Here is a 17,672-nt window from a genome sequence, read left to right as displayed (position 1 = left end):
GGGCAAACCGGGCTGACGATCATTGCTAATCAGGCCTGCCCTCCTGATTAGCAATGAAGCTCAGCCGACCGAATCACCCGCTGGGGCCGCGGCTTGCAGCGTACTGCGGCGATGAGCAGCCGTGTCGGCAGCACCCTGAGGTCGAAGCGGCGGTTGAAGCGATAGCTGAACGCGGCCAGATAGCGCGCCGCATATTTCTGGAAGCCGAAGGCATGGTACGCCCCTGAGAGGCTGGTCTTGAGATTACCGAGCACCGTATTGATCCAGTGAAACTCGGGCATGTCCTGGGGTTTGCGTCCCGCAACGACGGTGGGCTGATGCGTACATCCTGCGCTGGTGACGGCACCGAAGCAGGCCAGGCCATCGGAGTATACCGTGCTGCCAGGCCGCAGCGTCGTCTTGGCCCACTCGGCAATCGCCTCACGGCTGAAGGCCGCCACGGGGGTGAGCCTGACGAAGCGCGGATGGCCCGCGTCGTTGAGCGAGACGGCGGCCACGAAAGGCACCTTGTTCTCCGATCCGCGTCCGGCCTTGCCGCCACGGTGCTCTCCGCCCAGGTAGGCATCGTCGACCTGGACCGGACCCTCGAGGACGTAGCGCGCCTCGCGCTCCGCCATCGCCTCCATCACCTTGTGGTGGATGAGCCAGGCCGTCGGGTAACTCACCCCGAGGTCACGCTTGAGGGCGAGCGACGACAGCCCGGTCTTGGCCTGGCTGATGAGGTGGATCGCCAGGAACCAGGTGGTCAACGGCAGCTTGGTGCCCTGCATCAGGGTGCCGGCGATCAGCGAGGTCTGGTGGCGACAGGCGCGGCACTGGAACAGCGTATGGTGGTGCCGGCGCACCCGGGAATAGGATGTGCCCTCGCAGCGCGGGCAGCGAAAGCCGTCCGGCCAGCGCGTCTGCTCCAACGCCGCCGTACACTGCGCTTCGGTCCCATAGCGCTCGAAAAACTCGGGCATCGACAGGCCGGGCTGAAACTGGATGGGGTTCATGGCCATGACGTCATCCTCCGCCTGAAAGCTATATACATATACAGTATAGCTTTTGTCGTCATGAGGGCAAACCGGGCTGACGATCATTGCTAATCAGGCCTGCCCTTGATACGCGTCAACATCCTGCGTGCCGTATTCCGCGCCCCCGTGACGTCTCGGCTTCCCATGGTTCCTTAGCCACCGTAACCTTCGGGTTCACCCGATCGCGCCCTCGCTATCCAAGGAACCGGAATGTCACCCGCCGATACCCTGCGTCTGCTGCTGCTCTCCTCGCTGTGGGGCCTGTCGTTCATCTTCATGCGGGTGGCATCACCCGAGTTCGGCCCCGTGCCGCTGGTGCTGGTACGCATGGGGGTGGGTGCGGCGCTGCTGGTGCCGTTGCTGCTCAGCGTTCGCTACCTCAGGCTGGTGCGGGAGAATGCCGGCAGGCTCTTCGTGTTGGGCTTGATCAACCATGTGCTGCCCTTCTCGCTGCTGGCGTTGGCCACCACTCGCCTGGAGGCGGGCTTCACCTCGCTGATCAATGCCACCACACCGATCTTCACGGCACTGCTGGGGGCGCTGTTCTTCGCCACGCCCATTCAGCGTCAGCAGTATCTTGGGCTGGCCATGGCTTTGTTCGGGGTCTATGTGCTCTCGGCCGATCGGCTGGATTTCGCCCTGGGCGGCGACGGCTGGTTCATTCTCGCCGTACTGGGGGCGACCTTCTGCTATGGGGTGGCCGGCAACTACTCGAAGACCCGCCTTGCTCACCTGCCGGTGCGGGTGCTGGCCGCCGGAAGCACCAGCATGTCGGCGCTGATCCTGCTCGTTCCAGGGCTGCTGCTATGGCCCGCGGAGCCGATCAGCGGCCTGGCCTGGGCCAATGGCCTGGCGCTGGCGGTGCTCAGCACCACGGTGGCCTTCCTGCTCTACTTCGGGCTGATCGCCAGTGCCGGCGCCACGGCCACCTCCACGGTGACCTTCCTGGTGCCGGTCAGCGCCCTGGTGTGGGGCTACCTGCTGCTCGGCGAGCGTCTCAGCCTGCAGATACTGGCCGGCATGGCGATCACCCTGGTCGGCACCGCCATCGCCACCCGCATGCTGCGCCTCAAGCGCGCGGCATCAAGGGCCGACGGCAAATCCGACAGCGCCTAGGCGCCTGCCCGGTGCTCATTCAGCCGGAAGACATTGGCGGCCTGGGAACGGTGCAGGCAGATATCCACCAACAGGGTGCGATGGGGCTGGAAGAACTCCGTCAGCTGGGTGTCGTCCAGCTGGAGGTCGTCGATGTCCTCGTCGGCCAGGGTGCGAAAGCCTACCGGGGTATGATGGGCCGCCTGTTCGTCCTCCTCGAGCATGGGCTCGGCGGTGATCGACATGCCCAACTGGGTGCCGGCACGAGCGACGGCGTTATACAGCTGCGCAGTGTCGATATAGAGGCTGCGCAGCGAGGGATCCGCCTGGTAGGCATGCACCTTGCGGATCGCCTCTTCATGGATGGTGCGGGCCAGGCGGCCGCCGTCCGACCGGTTGGCGCGAGGATCGTAGAACTCGATCAGATAATCCTCGACGGGCACGTCGAACTGGTCGTGCACCCGCACCACGGTATTCTGGAAGCCGGGTTTGCCGCTGCGCCCTCCGGGTTGACGGGTCAGCTGCCGATTGGCCTGCTCGCACTCGTCGCAGAAGTCGTCGAAGTCAGCGTCCTCGATGCCCAGAGCACGCTCGATCAGATCCAGCGCTCCAAGCCTTGCCTGGCTCAACTGGCTGTAGGCGTCGTCGAGCTTGATCGCCGAATGGTGCAGGCCGTCGAGGATTCGAAAGGCGGTGCGCCCGATGGAGGGCCGGTACTCGACCACCTCCGGCACGGTGACCCGGATTTCCTCGCCGCCTTCCTGCCGGAGCGTCTCGCGGAAGGCGATGCGCACCCGTGCACAGTTCAGGTTGGCAGTGGAGAGACGCACCGTGCCGTCGCCGCCATCCTCGTTGGCTACCGCCCGGATGCCGCCATAGCCACTGTTGCCGCACAGCACGGTGCACAGAACGCGCCCCGGGGCGTACATGCCATCGTCTTCGCCGAAGCGATCACGCATGGCCAGCTCCCAGCTGTAGGGGCTGGCAAGCTCCAGGCCACGCAGGATGCCGGCTCCGGTCTCCAACGCCGCCTGGCCGGCCTGACGGCTGAAGAAGCCGTTGGCGACCCGCCCCAGCATCGAACGGCCGAGGTGGGCCAGCGGCGAGCCGAAGTTGGCCGGGGCCAGCATCACCAGATGCTTGACCGGGGCGGCGTCGGGGGAAAAGTGGCGCGCCAGCCAGTCGCGAATCACCAGGCCGCCGGTGGAGTGGACGATAACGTCCACGCTGGCGGCGTCGCGCGGCAGGCCACGTTCCGTCCAGGCGCGATCCAGGGCGGCCACCAGGTCATCGAAGCGCAGGGCGTCGTCCTTGGAGAGGTAATCACCGATGGCGACAAGCTGGATTCGCTCCGCACCCAGGCGACGGTGGAGGTGTCCGGCCAGCCGCTCGAAGGAGCTACCTTCGTCGTTCCAGCCATGCAGCAGAATCAGGGGACGGTCAGTCATGGGATAGCCTCCCGCTCTCAGCGCCGCCCCCGCCGGGGCGTCTCGGCCCATCCAACGGCGCTTCGCGCCGATCACTACTGAATAGCGTAGTCGCTCGGCCGGCAAGAGGTGCAGGCCCGATTGTCATCCTTCTCGTCGACAATGGTCCGGCACAAGATGCCGGCCTACCGGTTCGGCACGATCAATGGATAGCGTAGAATCGAACAAGGCAAGTGCGACAGAGGGTCTTCGAGGTACGCCATGGCCAGCGCTGATTTTCGATTCCATGACCGCTTGAACGACTTCCTGCCGCCGGCGTCACGCGACGGGAACATCCGCCGTGATGTGTCGCGCCGGGCGGCCATCAAGGACGTGATCGAGTCGCTGGGCATACCGCATACCGAGGTGGACGTCATTCTGGTCGACGGCGCCTCGGTGGACTTCGACCACATTCTGGCCGGCGGTGAGCACGTGAAGGTCTACCCCTGGACCACTGCCCCATCGGAGGCCCGCCATCTACGTCCCCGCCCGCCATCGTGCCCGCGCTTCCTGCTGGATGCCCAGCTGGGCCGCCTCGCCCGCTATTTGCGCATGTTGGGTTTCGATTGCCACTACCACAACGACATCGGCGACGCCGAGCTGGCCGCCCGGGCCGAGGAGCAAGGGCGCATCCTGCTTACCCGCGACCGAAACCTGCTGAAGCGCAAGCGCATCCGTCTCGCCCATTACGTGCGCGCCGACGCGCCCTGGCAACAGGTCGAGGAAGTGTGCAGCGAGTTCGACCTTGCCCCGGCCTTCGCTCCCTTCACTCGCTGCACACAGTGCAACGGGAGACTCATCCCCGTCGACAAGGCGGACATCATCGATCGGCTCGAGCCCCTGACGAGACGCTACGTGGAGGACTTCCTGCAGTGCGAGGGCTGCGGCCAGCTCTACTGGCACGGCAGCCATGTTTCACCCATGGAGGCGCGGGTGGAGCAGCTTCGTCAAACGCTGGCGCAGCCATCGGAATGACCCCTTCCTGCCCCATCATGCTGCCGCGGAGCGACGGCAAGGGTTGAACTTACCCGGCCCCGACCAGACATAAGGTGAGTTGAGTAGATACCGAACATCTTTCTCGCTGACCATTCAGCGGGTAAAGCCGTTAATACGGGCCCTGTTTTTCAAGGAGATCCGGAATACGCTATTACTGACATCACCAAGAGGTTTTCCATGGCCGATCATTTCGATCCCTATCCCAGTCGTCTGACCGAATACCGCGCACCAATCCCCCGCAAGGACCCGGTGATACACGCCCGCAACCAGCGTCGCTGGGAGGGCCCGCTGGATGAGGTGGCCCTCTCGCGTTACGAGCGAGACGGCTTCCTGTGGTTCGACGGTTTCTTCTCGCGCGATCGCATCGAGCCGTTCTTCGAGGAGCTCAAGGAGATGGCCAACGACGAGGCGTTGATGCGCTCCGAGCAGGTCATCCGAGACCCGAACAGCGGCGCCATCCGTTCGGTGTTCGGCATGCACCAGCTCTCGAAACACTTCGATCGTCTGACCCGCGACCCGCGCATCCTGGGAATGGTCCGGCAGCTGCTGGGCAGCGAGGTCTATATCCACCAGTCGCGCATCAACGACAAGTTCGGCTTCCAGGGCAGCGGCTTCGACTGGCATTCGGATTTCGAAACCTGGCACGCCGAGGATGGCATGCCACGCATGCGGGCGGTAAGCGCCTCGCTGATGCTGACCGACAACAGCGAGTTCAACGGGCCGCTGATGCTGATTCCCGGCTCCCACCACGAGTTCGTGCCCTGCATGGGCGAGACGCCCGAGGCGAACTGGCAGGAGTCTCTCAAGGCCCAGAAGCTAGGCGTGCCCGACCAGCAGGCGCTGGCCAGGCTGGCCGAGCGCGGTGGCATCCAGGCGCCGAAAGGACCGGCAGGCTCGCTGATGCTGTTCGAGTGCAACACCCTGCACGCCTCGAACGAGAACATGTCTCCCTGGCCGCGCTCCAACCTGTTCTTCGTCTACAACAGCGTGGACAACATCCTGGAAGAGCCCTATGCAGCCCCGTCACGGCGTCCGGAATTCCTGGCCACCCGCGGCAACATCGAACCGCTCACGATGCATGACGACTTCCCGGAACTCTCCGGGCAAGGTGTCAGACCGCTACGCTGATCCGCACCGGGAAAAACACGTAACTGCTGCTCATGACAACGGCCGTGGCGTTTCCGCCACGGCCGTTGCCGTTCAGACAGAGCAGAATCAGAAGTTGGGCTTGCGCTTCTCGACGAAGGCGCTCATGCCCTCGGTCTGTTCGCCACCGGCGAAGCAGAACGCGAACAGGGCGTTCTCCAGCGCCAGTGCGCTGTCCAGGTCCTGGTCCATGCCGTCGTGGATCGCCTGCTTGGCGGCACGCACCGATTGGGGGCCGTTACCGCCGATCTGCTTGGTGAGCTCATCCGCATAGGCTTCGAGCTCGGCCTGGGGCATGACCCGGTTGACCAGGCCGATACGCAGCGCCTCGTTGGCATCGATTTTGCGGCCTGTGGTGCACAGGTCGATGGCCATGGCCGGGCCAATGCGACGCGGCAGGCGCTGGGTGCCGCCGAAGCCGGGAATCACGCCGAGCAGCACTTCCGGCTGGCCGAAGACGGCGTTGTCGCTGGCCACTGCCCAGTCGCAGGCCAGCGCCAGCTCGCAGCCGCCACCCAGGCAGAAGCCGTTGACCAGCGCCACGGTGGGAACCGGCAGGGTTTCCAGACGCTTGAAGGTATCCAGCGCCTGCCTGGCGAAGTCGCGCGCCTCCGCCGGTGTCTTGTCGCGCATCTCGGCGATGTCGGCACCGGCCACGAAGGCCTTCTCGCCGGCGCCGGTGATCAGCACGGCACGCAGGTCATCGCGGGTCTCGAGCTCGGCCAGCACGCGCTCAAGCTCGACCAGCACGTCGCTGTTCAAGGCATTGAGCGCCTTGGGACGGCTGATGGTCAGGCGAACAAAGCCGGCGTTTTCTACAACCTCGATCGGGGATTCGCTCATTGGGGGCTCCTGATGGTGTTCTTGAAGGTAGACCGCCCAACCCTAGCGAACGCTTGGTTGGGCGGCAATCCCCTCTTTTGTCGGGTCAAGATTATCGCAGATAGCAAGACCGCTCGGAGCTATACCGACGACAAGCCTCGCTATGAATAACTGCGATAACCCTGTTCTCGAGTAAATCAGCTATAGACGTGGAAGCCGCGGCCACTCTTCCTGCCCAGGTAGCCGGCATCGACCATACGCTTGAGCAGCGGGCAGGGGCGATACTTCGGGTCGCCGAAGCCATCCTGCAGCACCTCCATGATCGCCAGGCAGACGTCCAGGCCGATCAAATCACCCAGGGCCAGCGGGCCCATGGGGTGACCGGCGCCCAGCTTCATGGCCTCATCCACCGCTTCCGGGGTGGCGGCACCCTCCTGTACCAGGAAGGCCGCCTCGTTGATCATTGGCACCAGCAGGCGATTGACCGCGAAGCCGGGCGAGTCGCCCACCGGCACCGCGGTCTTGCCGAGGTCGGCGGCCAGCTTCTCGATGCGCGACACGGTAGCGTCGGAAGTCTGCTCGGCGCGAATCACCTCGACCAGCTTGAGCACCGGCACCGGGTTGAAGAAGTGCATGCCCACCACCCGCTCGGGGCGCTCGCAGACGGCGGCGAGGCGAGTCAGCGACAGCGATGAGGTATTGGAGGCGAGAATGGCCTCGTGGCTTAGGCGGCTCAGGTCGCGGAACAGCTTCTCCTTGAGCGCCGGCTGCTCTGGGGCGGCCTCGATGATCACCTCGCAGTCACGCAGGGCGTCCAGCGCGGTCGTTGTATCCAGGCGCGCCAGGGCGGCGTCCTTGTCGGAATCGGTGAGCTTCTCCTTGGTGACCAGCTTGCCCAGGCCCTTGTCGATGGCCGCCCGGGCACGCTCAAGCTGCTCGTCGGCCACGTCGTAGAGCTTGATGTCGAAGCCGCTGGTGACCAGGACCTGGGCGATGCCCTGGCCCATGGTGCCGGCGCCAACCACGCCGATCGGTTGTTGGCTCATTTACACTCTCCTTGGTGTTCTAAAAATTACTGGTTGCGGGCTTCGTCGCGCAGCACGAACTTCTGAATCTTGCCGGTGGAGGTCTTGGGCAGCTCGGTGAAGATCACCGCCTTCGGCGCCTTGAAGCGCGCGAGATGCTGGCGGCAGTGGTCGATGATCTGCTGCTCGGTGACCTCGTCGTACCCCACCTTGAGCTTGACGAAGGCACAGGGAACCTCCCCCCACTTCTCGTCGGGCTTGGCCACTACTGCGGCCTCCTCCACGGCGGGATGGCCGTAGATGGCATCCTCCACCTCGATGGTGGAGATGTTCTCGCCGCCGGAGATGATGATGTCCTTGGAACGATCCTTGATCTCGATGTAGCCGTCGGCATGCCACACGGCGAGGTCGCCGGTATGGTACCAGCCGCCTTCCAGGGCCTGCTCGGTGGCCGCCTCGTTCTTCAGGTAGCCCTTCATCACGTTGTTGCCGCGCATCAGGATCTCGCCGATGGTCTCGCCATCCTTCGGCACCGGCTCCAGGGTATTGGGATCGGCCACGCAGAGCGCTTCCAGCATGTGATAGCGCACACCCTGGCGAGACTTGATCCGGGCCCGCTCCTCGATGGGCAGCTCGTTCCACGCTTCGCGCCAGGCGCAGGAGGTCACCGGACCGTAGACCTCGGTGAGGCCGTAGACGTGGGTCACGTCGATGCCGAGTTTTTCCACACCGGCGATCACCGAGGCGGGCGGTGCCGCACCGGCGGTGGTGACCTTCACCGGATGGTCGAAATCGCGCTTGTCCTCAGCGGGCAGGTTGACCAGGCCGTTGAGCACGATGGGCGCGCCGCTGAAGTGACTCACCTGCTCGTCGGCGATCAGGTCCATGACCTTCTTCGCCTCGACCTTGCGCAGACAGATGTTGGTGCCGGCAGCGGCGGCAATGGTCCAGGGGAAGCACCAGCCGTTGCAGTGGAACATCGGCAGGGTCCACAGATAGACCGGATGGTGGGGCATCGCCCACACCAGAATGTTGCTGACAGCATTCAGGTAGGCCCCGCGGTGATGGTAGACCACGCCCTTGGGCTTGCCGGTGGTGCCGGAGGTGTAGTTGAGCGAGATCGCCTGCCACTCGTCCTCGGGCAGGCGGTAGGGATAGCTCGGGTCGCCCTCGGCGAGCAGTGCCTCGTACTCCAGCTCGCCAATGGCGCGACCGTCGGCCATGAACTGCTCGTCCGCCACGTCGATGATCAGCGGCTTGCGCTCGAGCTTGCTCACCGCCTCCTCGATCACGTCCGCAAACTCGGGGTCGACCAGGATCGCCCTGGCCTCGCCGTGTTCGAGCATGTAGGCGATGGCCTCGGCATCCAGGCGGATGTTCAGGGTGTTGAGCACACAGCCAGCCAGCGGCACGCCGAAGTGGGCCTCGAACATCGCCGGCACATTGGGCAGCATCGCCGCCACCGTCTCGCCGGACTGGATGCCGCGCTTCTCCAGCGCCGAGGCGAGCCGCCGGCAGCGCTCCCAGGTGGTGCCCCAGTCGCGACGGACCTCGCCGTGGACCACCGCCGGGTAGTCCGGATAGACCGAGGCGGTGCGCTCGATGAAGGTCAGCGGCGAGAGCGCCACAAAGTTGGCGGGGGTCTTGGGCAGGCCCTGTTCGAAGATGCTCTGGCTCATGGCTGGCTCCGTGAAGTGGCGTTACATATTGTTGTGCGAAAAGGCCGCCAGCGGCGCGGGGCCGTTGGCGGGCCGATGTGCTTACTGGACGGCGGCATCGAAGCCGGCGAGGCTCTCCATGCCGGCCTCGATCACCGCGCGCTGGGCGCGGCCCACCGGCAACCACTGACGGATAGCGTAGTCGGCGCTCTGGCGCTTGGCCTGATAGAAAGGCTCATCGCTGCCGGCGCCCTGGGCAGCATTGGCCACCAGCGCGGCCTGGCCCATCTGCCAGGCACACAGCACGTGGCCAGCAAGGCTGAGGAAGGGGGTGGCATAGGCCTGGACGGCATCGGCGCCCTGCTCGGCGTCGGCGCCCGCCTCCAGCACTCTGGTCATGGCGGCACGCAGATCAACGGCTCCACCGCCCAGGCTCTCACCGAGTTCGGCGAGCTCACCGCTCTTCTTGAGCGCTGCGGCGGTGATTTCGACTTCTTCGATCAGGCTCTCGAGCGCCGCACCACCGTCGCGCTGCAGCTTGCGGCCGGCCAGGTCCAGCGCCTGGATGCCGTTGGTGCCCTCATAGATGGGGGCAATGCGTGCGTCGCGCAGCAGCTGAGCGGCGCCGGCCTCCTCGATGAACCCCATGCCGCCATGGACCTGGATGCCCAGCGAGGCGATCTCCACAGCCTGATCGGTGGAAAAGGCCTTGACCACCGGAATCAGCACGTCGACACGCGCCTGAGCCGTCTTGCGGCTGTCCTCGCTGTCGCCATGTCGGGCAATATCGAGCTGGGCGGCACAGTAGAGGGCCAGCGCGCGCAGGGCGTCGGTACGGGCGCGCATGGAGAGCAGCATGCGCCGCACGTCGAGGTGGTCACTGATCGTGCAGTCATTGCGGCCGGAGCGCGGGCTGCGCCCCTGGGTACGGTCCAGGGCGTAGGCGAAGGCCTGCTGGCAGGCCCGCTCGGCCACGCCGATGCCCTGGATCCCCACCTTGTGGCGCGCCTCGTTCATCATGGTGAACATGTGATTAAGGCCGCGGCCCTCCTCACCCACCAGGTAGCCGATGGCGCCGTCGGTCTCGCCGAAGCTAAGGGTGCAGGTGGGCGAGCCATGGATGCCCAGCTTGTGCTCGATGGAGGCGCAGGTGACGTCGTTGCGCGCCCCCAACGCGCCGTCGGATTCGACCAAGGGCTCATTCACTAAGTACTTCGGCACCAGGAACAGCGAGATCCCCTTGTTGCCCTCGGGGGCATCGGGCTTGCGCGCCAGCACCAGGTGGATGATGTTCTCGGCGGCGTCGTGATCGCCCCAGGTGATGTAGATCTTCTGGCCGAAGAGCCGGTAGCTGCCGTCTTCCTGGGGCACGGCCCGAGTGCGCACCTTGGAGAGATCCGAACCGGCCTGAGGCTCGGTGAGGTTCATGGTACCGGTCCAAGCGCCCTCCACCAGCTTCGGCAGGTAGACGGCCTGCTGTTCTTCGCTGCCGTGGTGAGCCAGGGCCTCGATGGCCCCGGCGGTGAGCATCGGGCACAGCGCCAGCGCCATGTTGGCGCCGTGGAGCATTTCCTGAACGGCGCTGGCCACCACTTCGGGCAAGCCCTGGCCGCCCATCGACTCGGGGACGCCGATGCCGTTCCAGCCGCCCTCGGCATAGGCCTGGTAGGCATCGACAAACCCGGCGGGAAGCGTTACCCGACCGTCCTCGAGCCGACAGCCCTGGTGGTCACCGCTGGCATTTAGCGGCGCCCAGACCTCGCCCGCCAGCCTGGCGGCTTCTTCCAGCACGGCCTCGACCAGATCGGGGCTGGCCTCCTCGAAGGCAGGCAGAGCAAGTGAGCCGTGCTCGAGCATCTCCTCCAGCACGAAGCGGACGTCACGAACGGGGGCGACATAGGGGGTCATGGGTGCACCTCGGGAAAAATGATAACGGCGATAGTAGATTCACTACTTTTCACCGACCATTATCCCAAGGTCTTAACCGATGTGCAGCAAGCGCATTATCCTGGCAGGGAGCGCCGAAGCCCGCCGACGTCTCAGCCCCGGGAGACGCTGCTATCGCTCAGCCCCGGGAGACGCTGCTATCGGCGTCCGGCTTGTCGTCTTCGCCTTCAGGCTCATCGAAATAGGCGATATGCGACTCGTTGGGCGGCGGCGGGCCGACCAGCGGCTCGGCCACCTCCACCTCGGGAACGGCCCTGGAAAGGTCCTCGACGTGCTCGTGCTCGATGGCACCCTGGACCTGCTCCTCGGTGACCGCCAGCTCGGCCCCCACCGAGGACATCGGCGTGCTGGGAGAAAACGGCGCCACCGGCACCGGTGCCGGACGCACGCTGCGCCGCCAGCAGAAGAAGGCCACCAGGATGCCCCCCATGGCGCCGAAGGCCCAGAATAGGCCGGCATCGCCCATCAGACTCATTACCGGGGAGACCAGCGGCGGGCTGATTGCGGAGCCGATAGCGTTGATCAGCAAAAGGCCCTGGCTCATGCGCACCAGGGCGCCGGCCGGCGCACGGTCGGCGGCGTGGCCCACCGCTACCGGGTAGAGGGAGAAGACACCACCGCCCAGCAGGAACAGCAGCCCGGCCAGGACCCACGCGTTCAGCGGCAACCACAGCACCGCCGCAGAGATCACCGTGCAGAAGGCTCCGATCAGGATCAGCACCAGCTGCCTGTCGTGGCGGTCCGACCAGCGTCCCACCGGGTATTGCAGCAACATGGCACCGAGTACCACCACCGCCATCATCTGACCGATCCGGTCAACCGTGAGGCCGGTGCGCTGCAGGTAAAGCGGCAGCAGGGAGTAGACGGCCGCCACCATCAGTCCCGAGCCGAAGCTTCCCACCACCCCAGTGGGAGTCAGGGTGATCAGGCGCAGCGGCGAAAGCGGCTCGGCCTTCTCGATCAGTGGCGAAACCCGCGGGATCATCGCCATGGGCAACACCGAGAGCGAGGCCAGCATGGCGATCACCATGAACGACGCCGGCCCACCCATGGCCTCGGTGACGCCCAGCAGCAGTTGGCCAAGCACGCCGGCGGCATAGAGCGAAATCATGTAGAGCGCCAGAAGGCGTCCGCGCACCCTGGCATCACCGGAGGCCAGCAGCCAGCTCTCGATCACCAGGTAGACGCCCACTGTGGCCCAGCCGCCAATCAGGCGCAGCGTGAACCATGCCCAGGGCTCGGCCACCAGTCCCTGCAACAGCACGGTCACCGCCACCAGCGAGGCGAAGCTGCCGTAGGCGCGGATATGACCGATGCGCAGCAGCAGACGATCGTTGAGCATGGCGCCCAGCGCCAGGCCGATGAAGTACGCCGAGGAGACCCAGCCGATCACCACTGCCGATTCACCGGCGGCGTCCAGGCGCAGGGTGATCACCGTGGCCAAAAAGCCGTTGCCGATTCCCAAGATAAAGAGCCCCAGCAGGGGAGCCAGGGCCATGGCCAGCAGTTGCCGCGACATAATGAAGGGCCTCACAACAGCAGATGGAAACGAGAAAAAATGATGCCGCAAAGTGCAGGATAGCGCCTGCATGGCGGGCCGAGGAGCGATTCCGGGCGCGCGAATCATACTCCCGGCCGGCGGCGAGTCAATCGTTTTATCGCCGCTGCAGCAGAGCCACGTCCGCCGCGGGGAACTCGACCCGCATGTCCAGGCGGTCGGCCAACCACACGAAGGTCGCCTCGCTGAAGAAAGCCACATGGGTAGGATCGAGGATGTAGTGCCAACGCGCGAAGGCCGCCTGGTCGGTGACACGTTTGGTCATCAGCCCCAGCCACCCCCCGGACGGGAGCCTATCGACCAGCTGCGCCAGCTCCCGGCCGGGGGCGAAGAGGTGCTCGACCACTTCGGTGGCGGTGATGAAATCATAGCTGCGTTCCAGCACGCTCGTATCGAGTGCGTAGAACGGATCATAGATCGCCATGGGATGTCCCGCCTCCTCGAACATCACCGACAGGGTCGGCCCGGGGCCGGATCCGAAGTCGAGCCCTCGTGCACCAGGTGGAAGTCGATCGCGCAAGGGATCGAAGAGCCGTGACAGAAAGCGGCGATAACCGGGATCGTCCGGTGAGTTCTCGTGCTGGTCGTAGACCGCTCTCTCCTCTTCGGGCCCAAGCCGCTGTTCGGGGGGCACGAACACCAGCGAACATTGCCGGCAGCGGTGATAATCGCGCCGACCGTCACGGTGAAAGTGTCCGGTGTCGGTGGACGCACATAGCGGACAGGTCAGCATCATCGTATCCTTTGTGACTGGATGATTTCCTCCAGGATCCCCCTGCTGTCGACAGAACCCCGCAAGGAGCCCCGAATGCTGTCAGGTCTGGACCATCTGGTCATCACCGTGACCGACATTTCCCGTGCCGTGGACTTCTACTCACGGGTGCTGGGACTGGAAGTGCGCTACCGCGACCGGGAGCGCGTTGACCTGATGCTGGGCGACATCGCCCTGCGTCTGCACTGGACCGCCACCGATGTGACGCCCCGGGCCGCCACGCCCACTCCCGGCAGCCTGGACCTCTGCCTACGAAGCCTGCTGCCGCTCGATGAGGTCCAGCGCCACCTGGAGGCGCTGGATGTCGAGGTAGAGCTCGGCCCGGTGGCCCGACAGGGGGCCACCGGCGAAATCACTTCGCTCTACTTGCGCGACCCGGACGGCAATCTGCTGGAGATCAGCCGCCCCGTGAAAACCCAGACCCATTGACCCCCGGTGGCATTGTCGGCCTCGACCGGTATGATTGCCGTCAGTCAATCGATCTTCAGGGAGATGCCATGAATGACCAGCTGCCGCAAGACGACGACCGAGCCATCACCGAACGGGGCACCGCCCCCGACACGACCATACCCATCGTGGTCTACGTGTTGCACCTCGCGGGGATGGTCACCGGTGGTCTCACGTCCCTGGTCGGCGTGGTGATCGCCTATGTGTACCGCGGCAACGGGCCGGCGTGGCTCGACGAGCACTATCGCTACCAGATCCGCACCTTCTGGATCGCCCTGCTCTATTTCGGTATTTCCGGCCTGCTGACCCTGGTATTCATCGGCTTTATCACCTGGCTGGCCGCAGTGGTCTGGCTGGTGATCCGCTGCGTGAAGGGGCTCAAGACACTGAACGAGCACCGCGCACCGGAGAACGTGGACACCTGGTGGGTCTGATTGATGACCGAAGGTGAGCCCCGCTCAAGCGCCTTTCAGGCCCATGCCATCGCTCTCCTGTGGCGCAGCCTCGCCGGCCGTCGCCTCTCCACCCTGTGGCGGCTGGCCCGCCTGATCGGCCCGCTGGTGGAGCGGCTGAGCCGCCGGGAACGCCAGATCACCCGGGCCAACCTGGTCGAGGTCTACCCTTCCAGCAGCCCGTCCGAGTGCAGCCAGCTGGCCCGGCAGAGCCTGACCCACTCCGCCGCCACCATGCTCGAGCTGGGCTTCGCCTGGATGGGTGAGCCGGAGCGGGTCGAGGCCTCAGTCCTCGAGGTCCACGGCCGCGAGCTGCTCGACGAAGCCCGGGCCGAGGGGCGCGGCATCATCGTGCTGGCTCCTCACTTCGGCAACTGGGAGGTACTCAACTTCTGGCTCTCCGGCCACTTCCCCTTCACCGCGATGTATGAGCCTCCCAAGCTCGCTCCACTCGACCCGATCATCCGCCAGGGTCGCGAGCGCCGGGGAGGAATCCTGGTGCCCACCAACCCGCGCGGCGTGGCCGCCCTGCTCAAGGCGCTCAAGCGCTCAGAGGCCGTGGGCATCCTGCCCGACCAGGAGCCCGACTGGGGTAGCGGCGTCTTCTCGCCCTTCTTTGGCCGGCTCGCCTACACCGCTACTCTGCTGCCCAAGCTGGTGGCCCGCACCCAGGCAAGGGTCGTCACCGGCGTAGCGCTGCGGCTGCCCGGCAGGGGCTTCGCCATCCATTTCCTGGCCGCCGACGCACGGGTCTACGAGCCTGACGAGACCACCTCGGCCAGCGGCGTCAATGCCAGCGTGGAATCCGCCATTGCCCTGGACCCGGCCCAGTACCAGTGGGAGTACAAGCGCTACCGCAAGACCCCGGAGGAGGCCGAAGGGCACCCCGACTTCAAGCGTTTCCGAATATACTGAGCGCTCCGGTCACTCCCATCCATGGCGATCCGCCAGGGGCAGATCGCCTTCAGGACTCAGGGACGCGAGGGCGCCAGCAGCACGAGGGAGAAGTCGACATGGACCTCATGCTTCACCGTGCCCTCGGTGCGCCAGGCACCGCGTCCCATGTCGAAATCGGTACGGTCCAGGGTCAGGCGGCCGTAGACATTGACCTGCTCGCCCTGCCGCGTCCAGCTCGCCGGCACCTTCAGGGGGTAGGTCTCGCCGCGCAGCTCGAGTTCGCCCTCGATGCGCAGTTCGCCCTCGGCCGGTGCCTGGATGTCGCTACTGCGAAAGACGATCTCGGGGTAGGTCTCGACATCGAACCAGTTGTGTCCATGCAGCATGCCATCGACGATATCGTTGCCGCCGGTGATGCTGTCCGATCGAAGGGTCAGCACCAGCTGCCCCTCGCCAGGCTGGTCCAGGTCTCCCTCAAGGTCGACCTCGAAGTCCTCGACACGGGTCACCGCTTCGCGGCCGTCGGCGGTGCCGATCAGTTCGATTCGACTCGCGTCCCGGTCCAGCTCCCAGGCCTTGGCCATGGAAACGGCCATCAGCCCGGCAAGGCAGAACAGCAGGGCTGCCGATAGGGTTCGCGCTGTCCTCGGAGTAGGTCGTGGCATCTTGCCTCCCGGGCCATCCAGCCCTCGGTCAGGGAATCGTGAGAGAGGCACCCGGCGCTTCATCAGCGCCGAAAGCCTCATGGAGCCAGCCGCGCAGCACCTCCTGGCCTGGCAGCTCGCCATCGGGGTAGCGCTCGGGGCGTGGCGGCCGGGTGCCGGGCACGAAGCCCCGCGCCAGGAAGGGCTCGAGCAGGCTGGCGTCGCCGCTGATCACATGGACCGGGACCGCGCCGCTGGCGTTGCCTCCGGTGATCAGGGGCGCCGCCTGGTGATCCCCCAGTAGAATCACCAGGGTCTGGTCGTCCACGAAGTCCTCGGCCCAACGGATGCTGGCCCCCAGAGCATAGTCCAGTGACCTGGCGTAGTGATCGCGCACGCGTTCCAGGTCCTGCCAGAGTTGCTCGGGAGTCTCGCCGGCGTCTTCCCAGCGCGCAAAGACACTGCCGTCGCCTACCGCGCTCCAGTCATCGAGCACCGGCAGGATCGGGGTCCAGGGGGCGTGGCTGCTGATCAGCGCAATCTGGGCGAACAACGGCGACTCGATCGGCTGTCGAATGCGCTGCTCGAAATGGTGCAGGGTGTACTGGTCGGGCATGGTGACCCAGTTCAGGGGTGGTCCGGCATAGTCGATATCCTCGGCTGCATGGATCTCGTCGAAGCCGTAGGCGCGCCCCTCCGGCCAGGCCATGGTGATGGCCGGCATCACCGTGAGGGTGCGATGACCGGTGGCGCGGAAATCATCCACCAGCGTGGTGCGCTCGCTGTCCAGCATCAAGCGGTACCAGAGCGAATTGTCGATCCGCAAGCCACTCAGGGTGGTGGCATGGGCCAGCCATGACTGGCCGCCGCGGATCGGCGAATCGAGCAGACCGGATGCCACCGACAGGTCAGCGGCGTCGAGGCGCTCGGCCATGTCATCGAGGCGCGGGCCCAGTACCTCGGCGTAGCGGTCATCGAACAGCGCCGATATGCCGTAGGACTCCACGAAGATCAGCACCACATCGCGGTCGGCAAGCCCCGGCAAGGCGGTGACCTCGACGGGCGTCGCTGCCATCCGCTCGGCAAAGTCACGGTGGGCGCGGCGCGTCTCGACCAGTTGTTGCCCCTGGAAAAGCAGGGTATCCAGCAAGGGCGTACGCGCCACCGGAAGCAGCCGGTCCCTCTGGAGCTCGGCCGCGATCAACACGCCGCTCGCTGCCAGCACCACCAGGGCGACGGTGACTGACGGAGCACGGCGTGCCCTGCCCTGCAGGCTCCCGAACATCTTGGCCAACTGCCAGACCATGAAGACCAGCAGGACCGTAACACCCAGGGCGACCAGGACGGCCAGCGTGACGCCCAGATTGCCTTCCAGCAGGTGAAAGACGGAAAGCAGCAGGGGAAGGTCGAGATAGAGGTTCAAGGAGCGCCCGAACGCCAGATGGGTAGCCACCTCCCCCAGACCGACCAGCAGGAACGCCATGATCAGCCCCGCCAGCAGCCAACGCAGACCGGCAATTCGCCCGGCCGACGGCAGCAGCGCCAGCAATCCCGCCAGCAGCAGGGCCTCCAGGGCAATCCAGCGGGGGGCCAGCTCGCCATGCAACAGCCATACTGGTGCCAGCAGCACGCCATTGAGCAGCACCAGGCTCAATAACCAGCGTACTGGAGAGGGTAACGACATGGGCATTCACCGGGTTGAATGGACCAGAAACCAATCAGTGTATAATG

General features: G+C 65.5%; 16 protein-coding genes. 6 read left to right on the top strand and 10 right to left on the bottom strand.

The window, feature by feature from the left end; genetic code table 11:
• Window positions 1–47 precede the first annotated feature (47 nt).
• Window positions 48–1,001 carry an IS1595 family transposase gene (locus U5L98_RS05715; protein WP_322557381.1) on the bottom strand — a complete coding sequence of 318 codons (954 nt, stop codon included), beginning with the start codon at window positions 999–1,001 and terminating at the stop codon, window positions 48–50.
• Between the two features lie 225 nt (window positions 1,002–1,226).
• On the opposite strand from U5L98_RS05715, the gene U5L98_RS05710 reads away from it, so the two are divergent.
• The gene (locus U5L98_RS05710; RefSeq protein WP_322557380.1) at window positions 1,227–2,132 is read left to right on the top strand and encodes a DMT family transporter; all 906 of its coding nucleotides are present in this window, start codon (window positions 1,227–1,229) and stop codon (window positions 2,130–2,132) included.
• On the opposite strand, the gene U5L98_RS05705 is transcribed toward U5L98_RS05710, so the two are convergent.
• Complete coding sequence (locus U5L98_RS05705) at window positions 2,129–3,559, bottom strand: hypothetical protein (RefSeq protein ID WP_322557379.1); 1,431 nt, start codon at window positions 3,557–3,559, stop codon at window positions 2,129–2,131. The genes U5L98_RS05710 and U5L98_RS05705 overlap by 4 nt on opposite strands.
• Before the next feature lie 240 nt (window positions 3,560–3,799).
• Here U5L98_RS05705 and U5L98_RS05700 point away from each other — a divergent pair, with 240 nt between their 5' ends.
• Window positions 3,800–4,552: a Mut7-C RNAse domain-containing protein gene (locus U5L98_RS05700; protein WP_322557378.1), complete on the top strand. Its 753-nt coding sequence runs from the start codon at window positions 3,800–3,802 to the stop codon at window positions 4,550–4,552.
• Window positions 4,553–4,750: 198 nt separating this feature from the next.
• A complete protein-coding gene (thpD, locus tag U5L98_RS05695; protein ID WP_322557377.1) occupies window positions 4,751–5,701 on the top strand; it encodes an ectoine hydroxylase in 951 nt (316 codons plus the stop codon).
• A gap of 87 nt (window positions 5,702–5,788) precedes the next feature.
• Here the strand turns inward: thpD and U5L98_RS05690 are convergent, their stop codons facing one another.
• From U5L98_RS05690 to U5L98_RS05665, 6 genes are all read right to left on the bottom strand, one after another.
• On the bottom strand, window positions 5,789–6,562 hold the full coding sequence (locus U5L98_RS05690) for an enoyl-CoA hydratase-related protein (RefSeq protein WP_322557376.1): 774 nt from the start codon (window positions 6,560–6,562) through the stop codon (window positions 5,789–5,791).
• A 176-nt stretch (window positions 6,563–6,738) separates the two neighbouring features.
• Window positions 6,739–7,587 (bottom strand): 3-hydroxybutyryl-CoA dehydrogenase, encoded by an 849-nt coding sequence (locus U5L98_RS05685; protein WP_322557375.1) that lies wholly within the window; start codon window positions 7,585–7,587, stop codon window positions 6,739–6,741.
• A gap of 26 nt (window positions 7,588–7,613) precedes the next feature.
• A complete protein-coding gene (locus tag U5L98_RS05680) occupies window positions 7,614–9,245 on the bottom strand; it encodes an acyl-CoA synthetase (RefSeq protein ID WP_322557374.1) in 1,632 nt (543 codons plus the stop codon).
• 81 nt (window positions 9,246–9,326) lie between these two features.
• Window positions 9,327–11,132, bottom strand: a complete 1,806-nt coding sequence (locus tag U5L98_RS05675; protein ID WP_322557373.1) for an acyl-CoA dehydrogenase — start codon at window positions 11,130–11,132, stop codon at window positions 9,327–9,329.
• 157 nt (window positions 11,133–11,289) lie between these two features.
• Window positions 11,290–12,690: an MFS transporter gene (locus U5L98_RS05670; RefSeq protein ID WP_322557372.1), complete on the bottom strand. Its 1,401-nt coding sequence runs from the start codon at window positions 12,688–12,690 to the stop codon at window positions 11,290–11,292.
• 136 nt (window positions 12,691–12,826) lie between these two features.
• Window positions 12,827–13,465, bottom strand: coding sequence for a class I SAM-dependent methyltransferase (locus U5L98_RS05665; RefSeq protein WP_322557371.1), 639 nt, complete (start codon window positions 13,463–13,465; stop codon window positions 12,827–12,829).
• Between the two features lie 72 nt (window positions 13,466–13,537).
• On the opposite strand from U5L98_RS05665, the gene U5L98_RS05660 reads away from it, so the two are divergent.
• The 3 genes from U5L98_RS05660 to U5L98_RS05650 all read left to right on the top strand — a co-directional run bounded on the left by U5L98_RS05660 (window position 13,538) and on the right by U5L98_RS05650 (window position 15,315).
• Window positions 13,538–13,930, top strand: coding sequence for a VOC family protein (locus tag U5L98_RS05660; protein WP_322557370.1), 393 nt, complete (start codon window positions 13,538–13,540; stop codon window positions 13,928–13,930).
• Between the two features lie 68 nt (window positions 13,931–13,998).
• Complete coding sequence (locus U5L98_RS05655; protein WP_322557369.1) at window positions 13,999–14,382, top strand: hypothetical protein; 384 nt, start codon at window positions 13,999–14,001, stop codon at window positions 14,380–14,382.
• A 3-nt stretch (window positions 14,383–14,385) separates the two neighbouring features.
• On the top strand, window positions 14,386–15,315 hold the full coding sequence (locus U5L98_RS05650; protein WP_322557368.1) for a lipid A biosynthesis acyltransferase: 930 nt from the start codon (window positions 14,386–14,388) through the stop codon (window positions 15,313–15,315).
• 56 nt (window positions 15,316–15,371) lie between these two features.
• Here the strand turns inward: U5L98_RS05650 and U5L98_RS05645 are convergent, their stop codons facing one another.
• Together U5L98_RS05645 and U5L98_RS05640 are read right to left on the bottom strand one after the other, a co-directional pair.
• Window positions 15,372–15,962: a YceI family protein gene (locus tag U5L98_RS05645; RefSeq protein WP_322557367.1), complete on the bottom strand. Its 591-nt coding sequence runs from the start codon at window positions 15,960–15,962 to the stop codon at window positions 15,372–15,374.
• A 28-nt stretch (window positions 15,963–15,990) separates the two neighbouring features.
• Entirely contained in the window at window positions 15,991–17,625 is a 1,635-nt protein-coding gene (locus U5L98_RS05640; RefSeq protein ID WP_322557366.1) for a sulfatase-like hydrolase/transferase, read from the bottom strand.
• Window positions 17,626–17,672: the final 47 nt, after the last annotated feature.

This window comes from Halomonas sp., assembly GCF_034520545.1.
In the GTDB taxonomy this organism is placed as follows: Bacteria; Pseudomonadota; Gammaproteobacteria; order Pseudomonadales; family Halomonadaceae; genus Halomonas.
The sequence above is the reverse complement of the archived record's forward strand: the minus strand, read 5'-3'. Positions and strand labels throughout refer to the sequence as shown.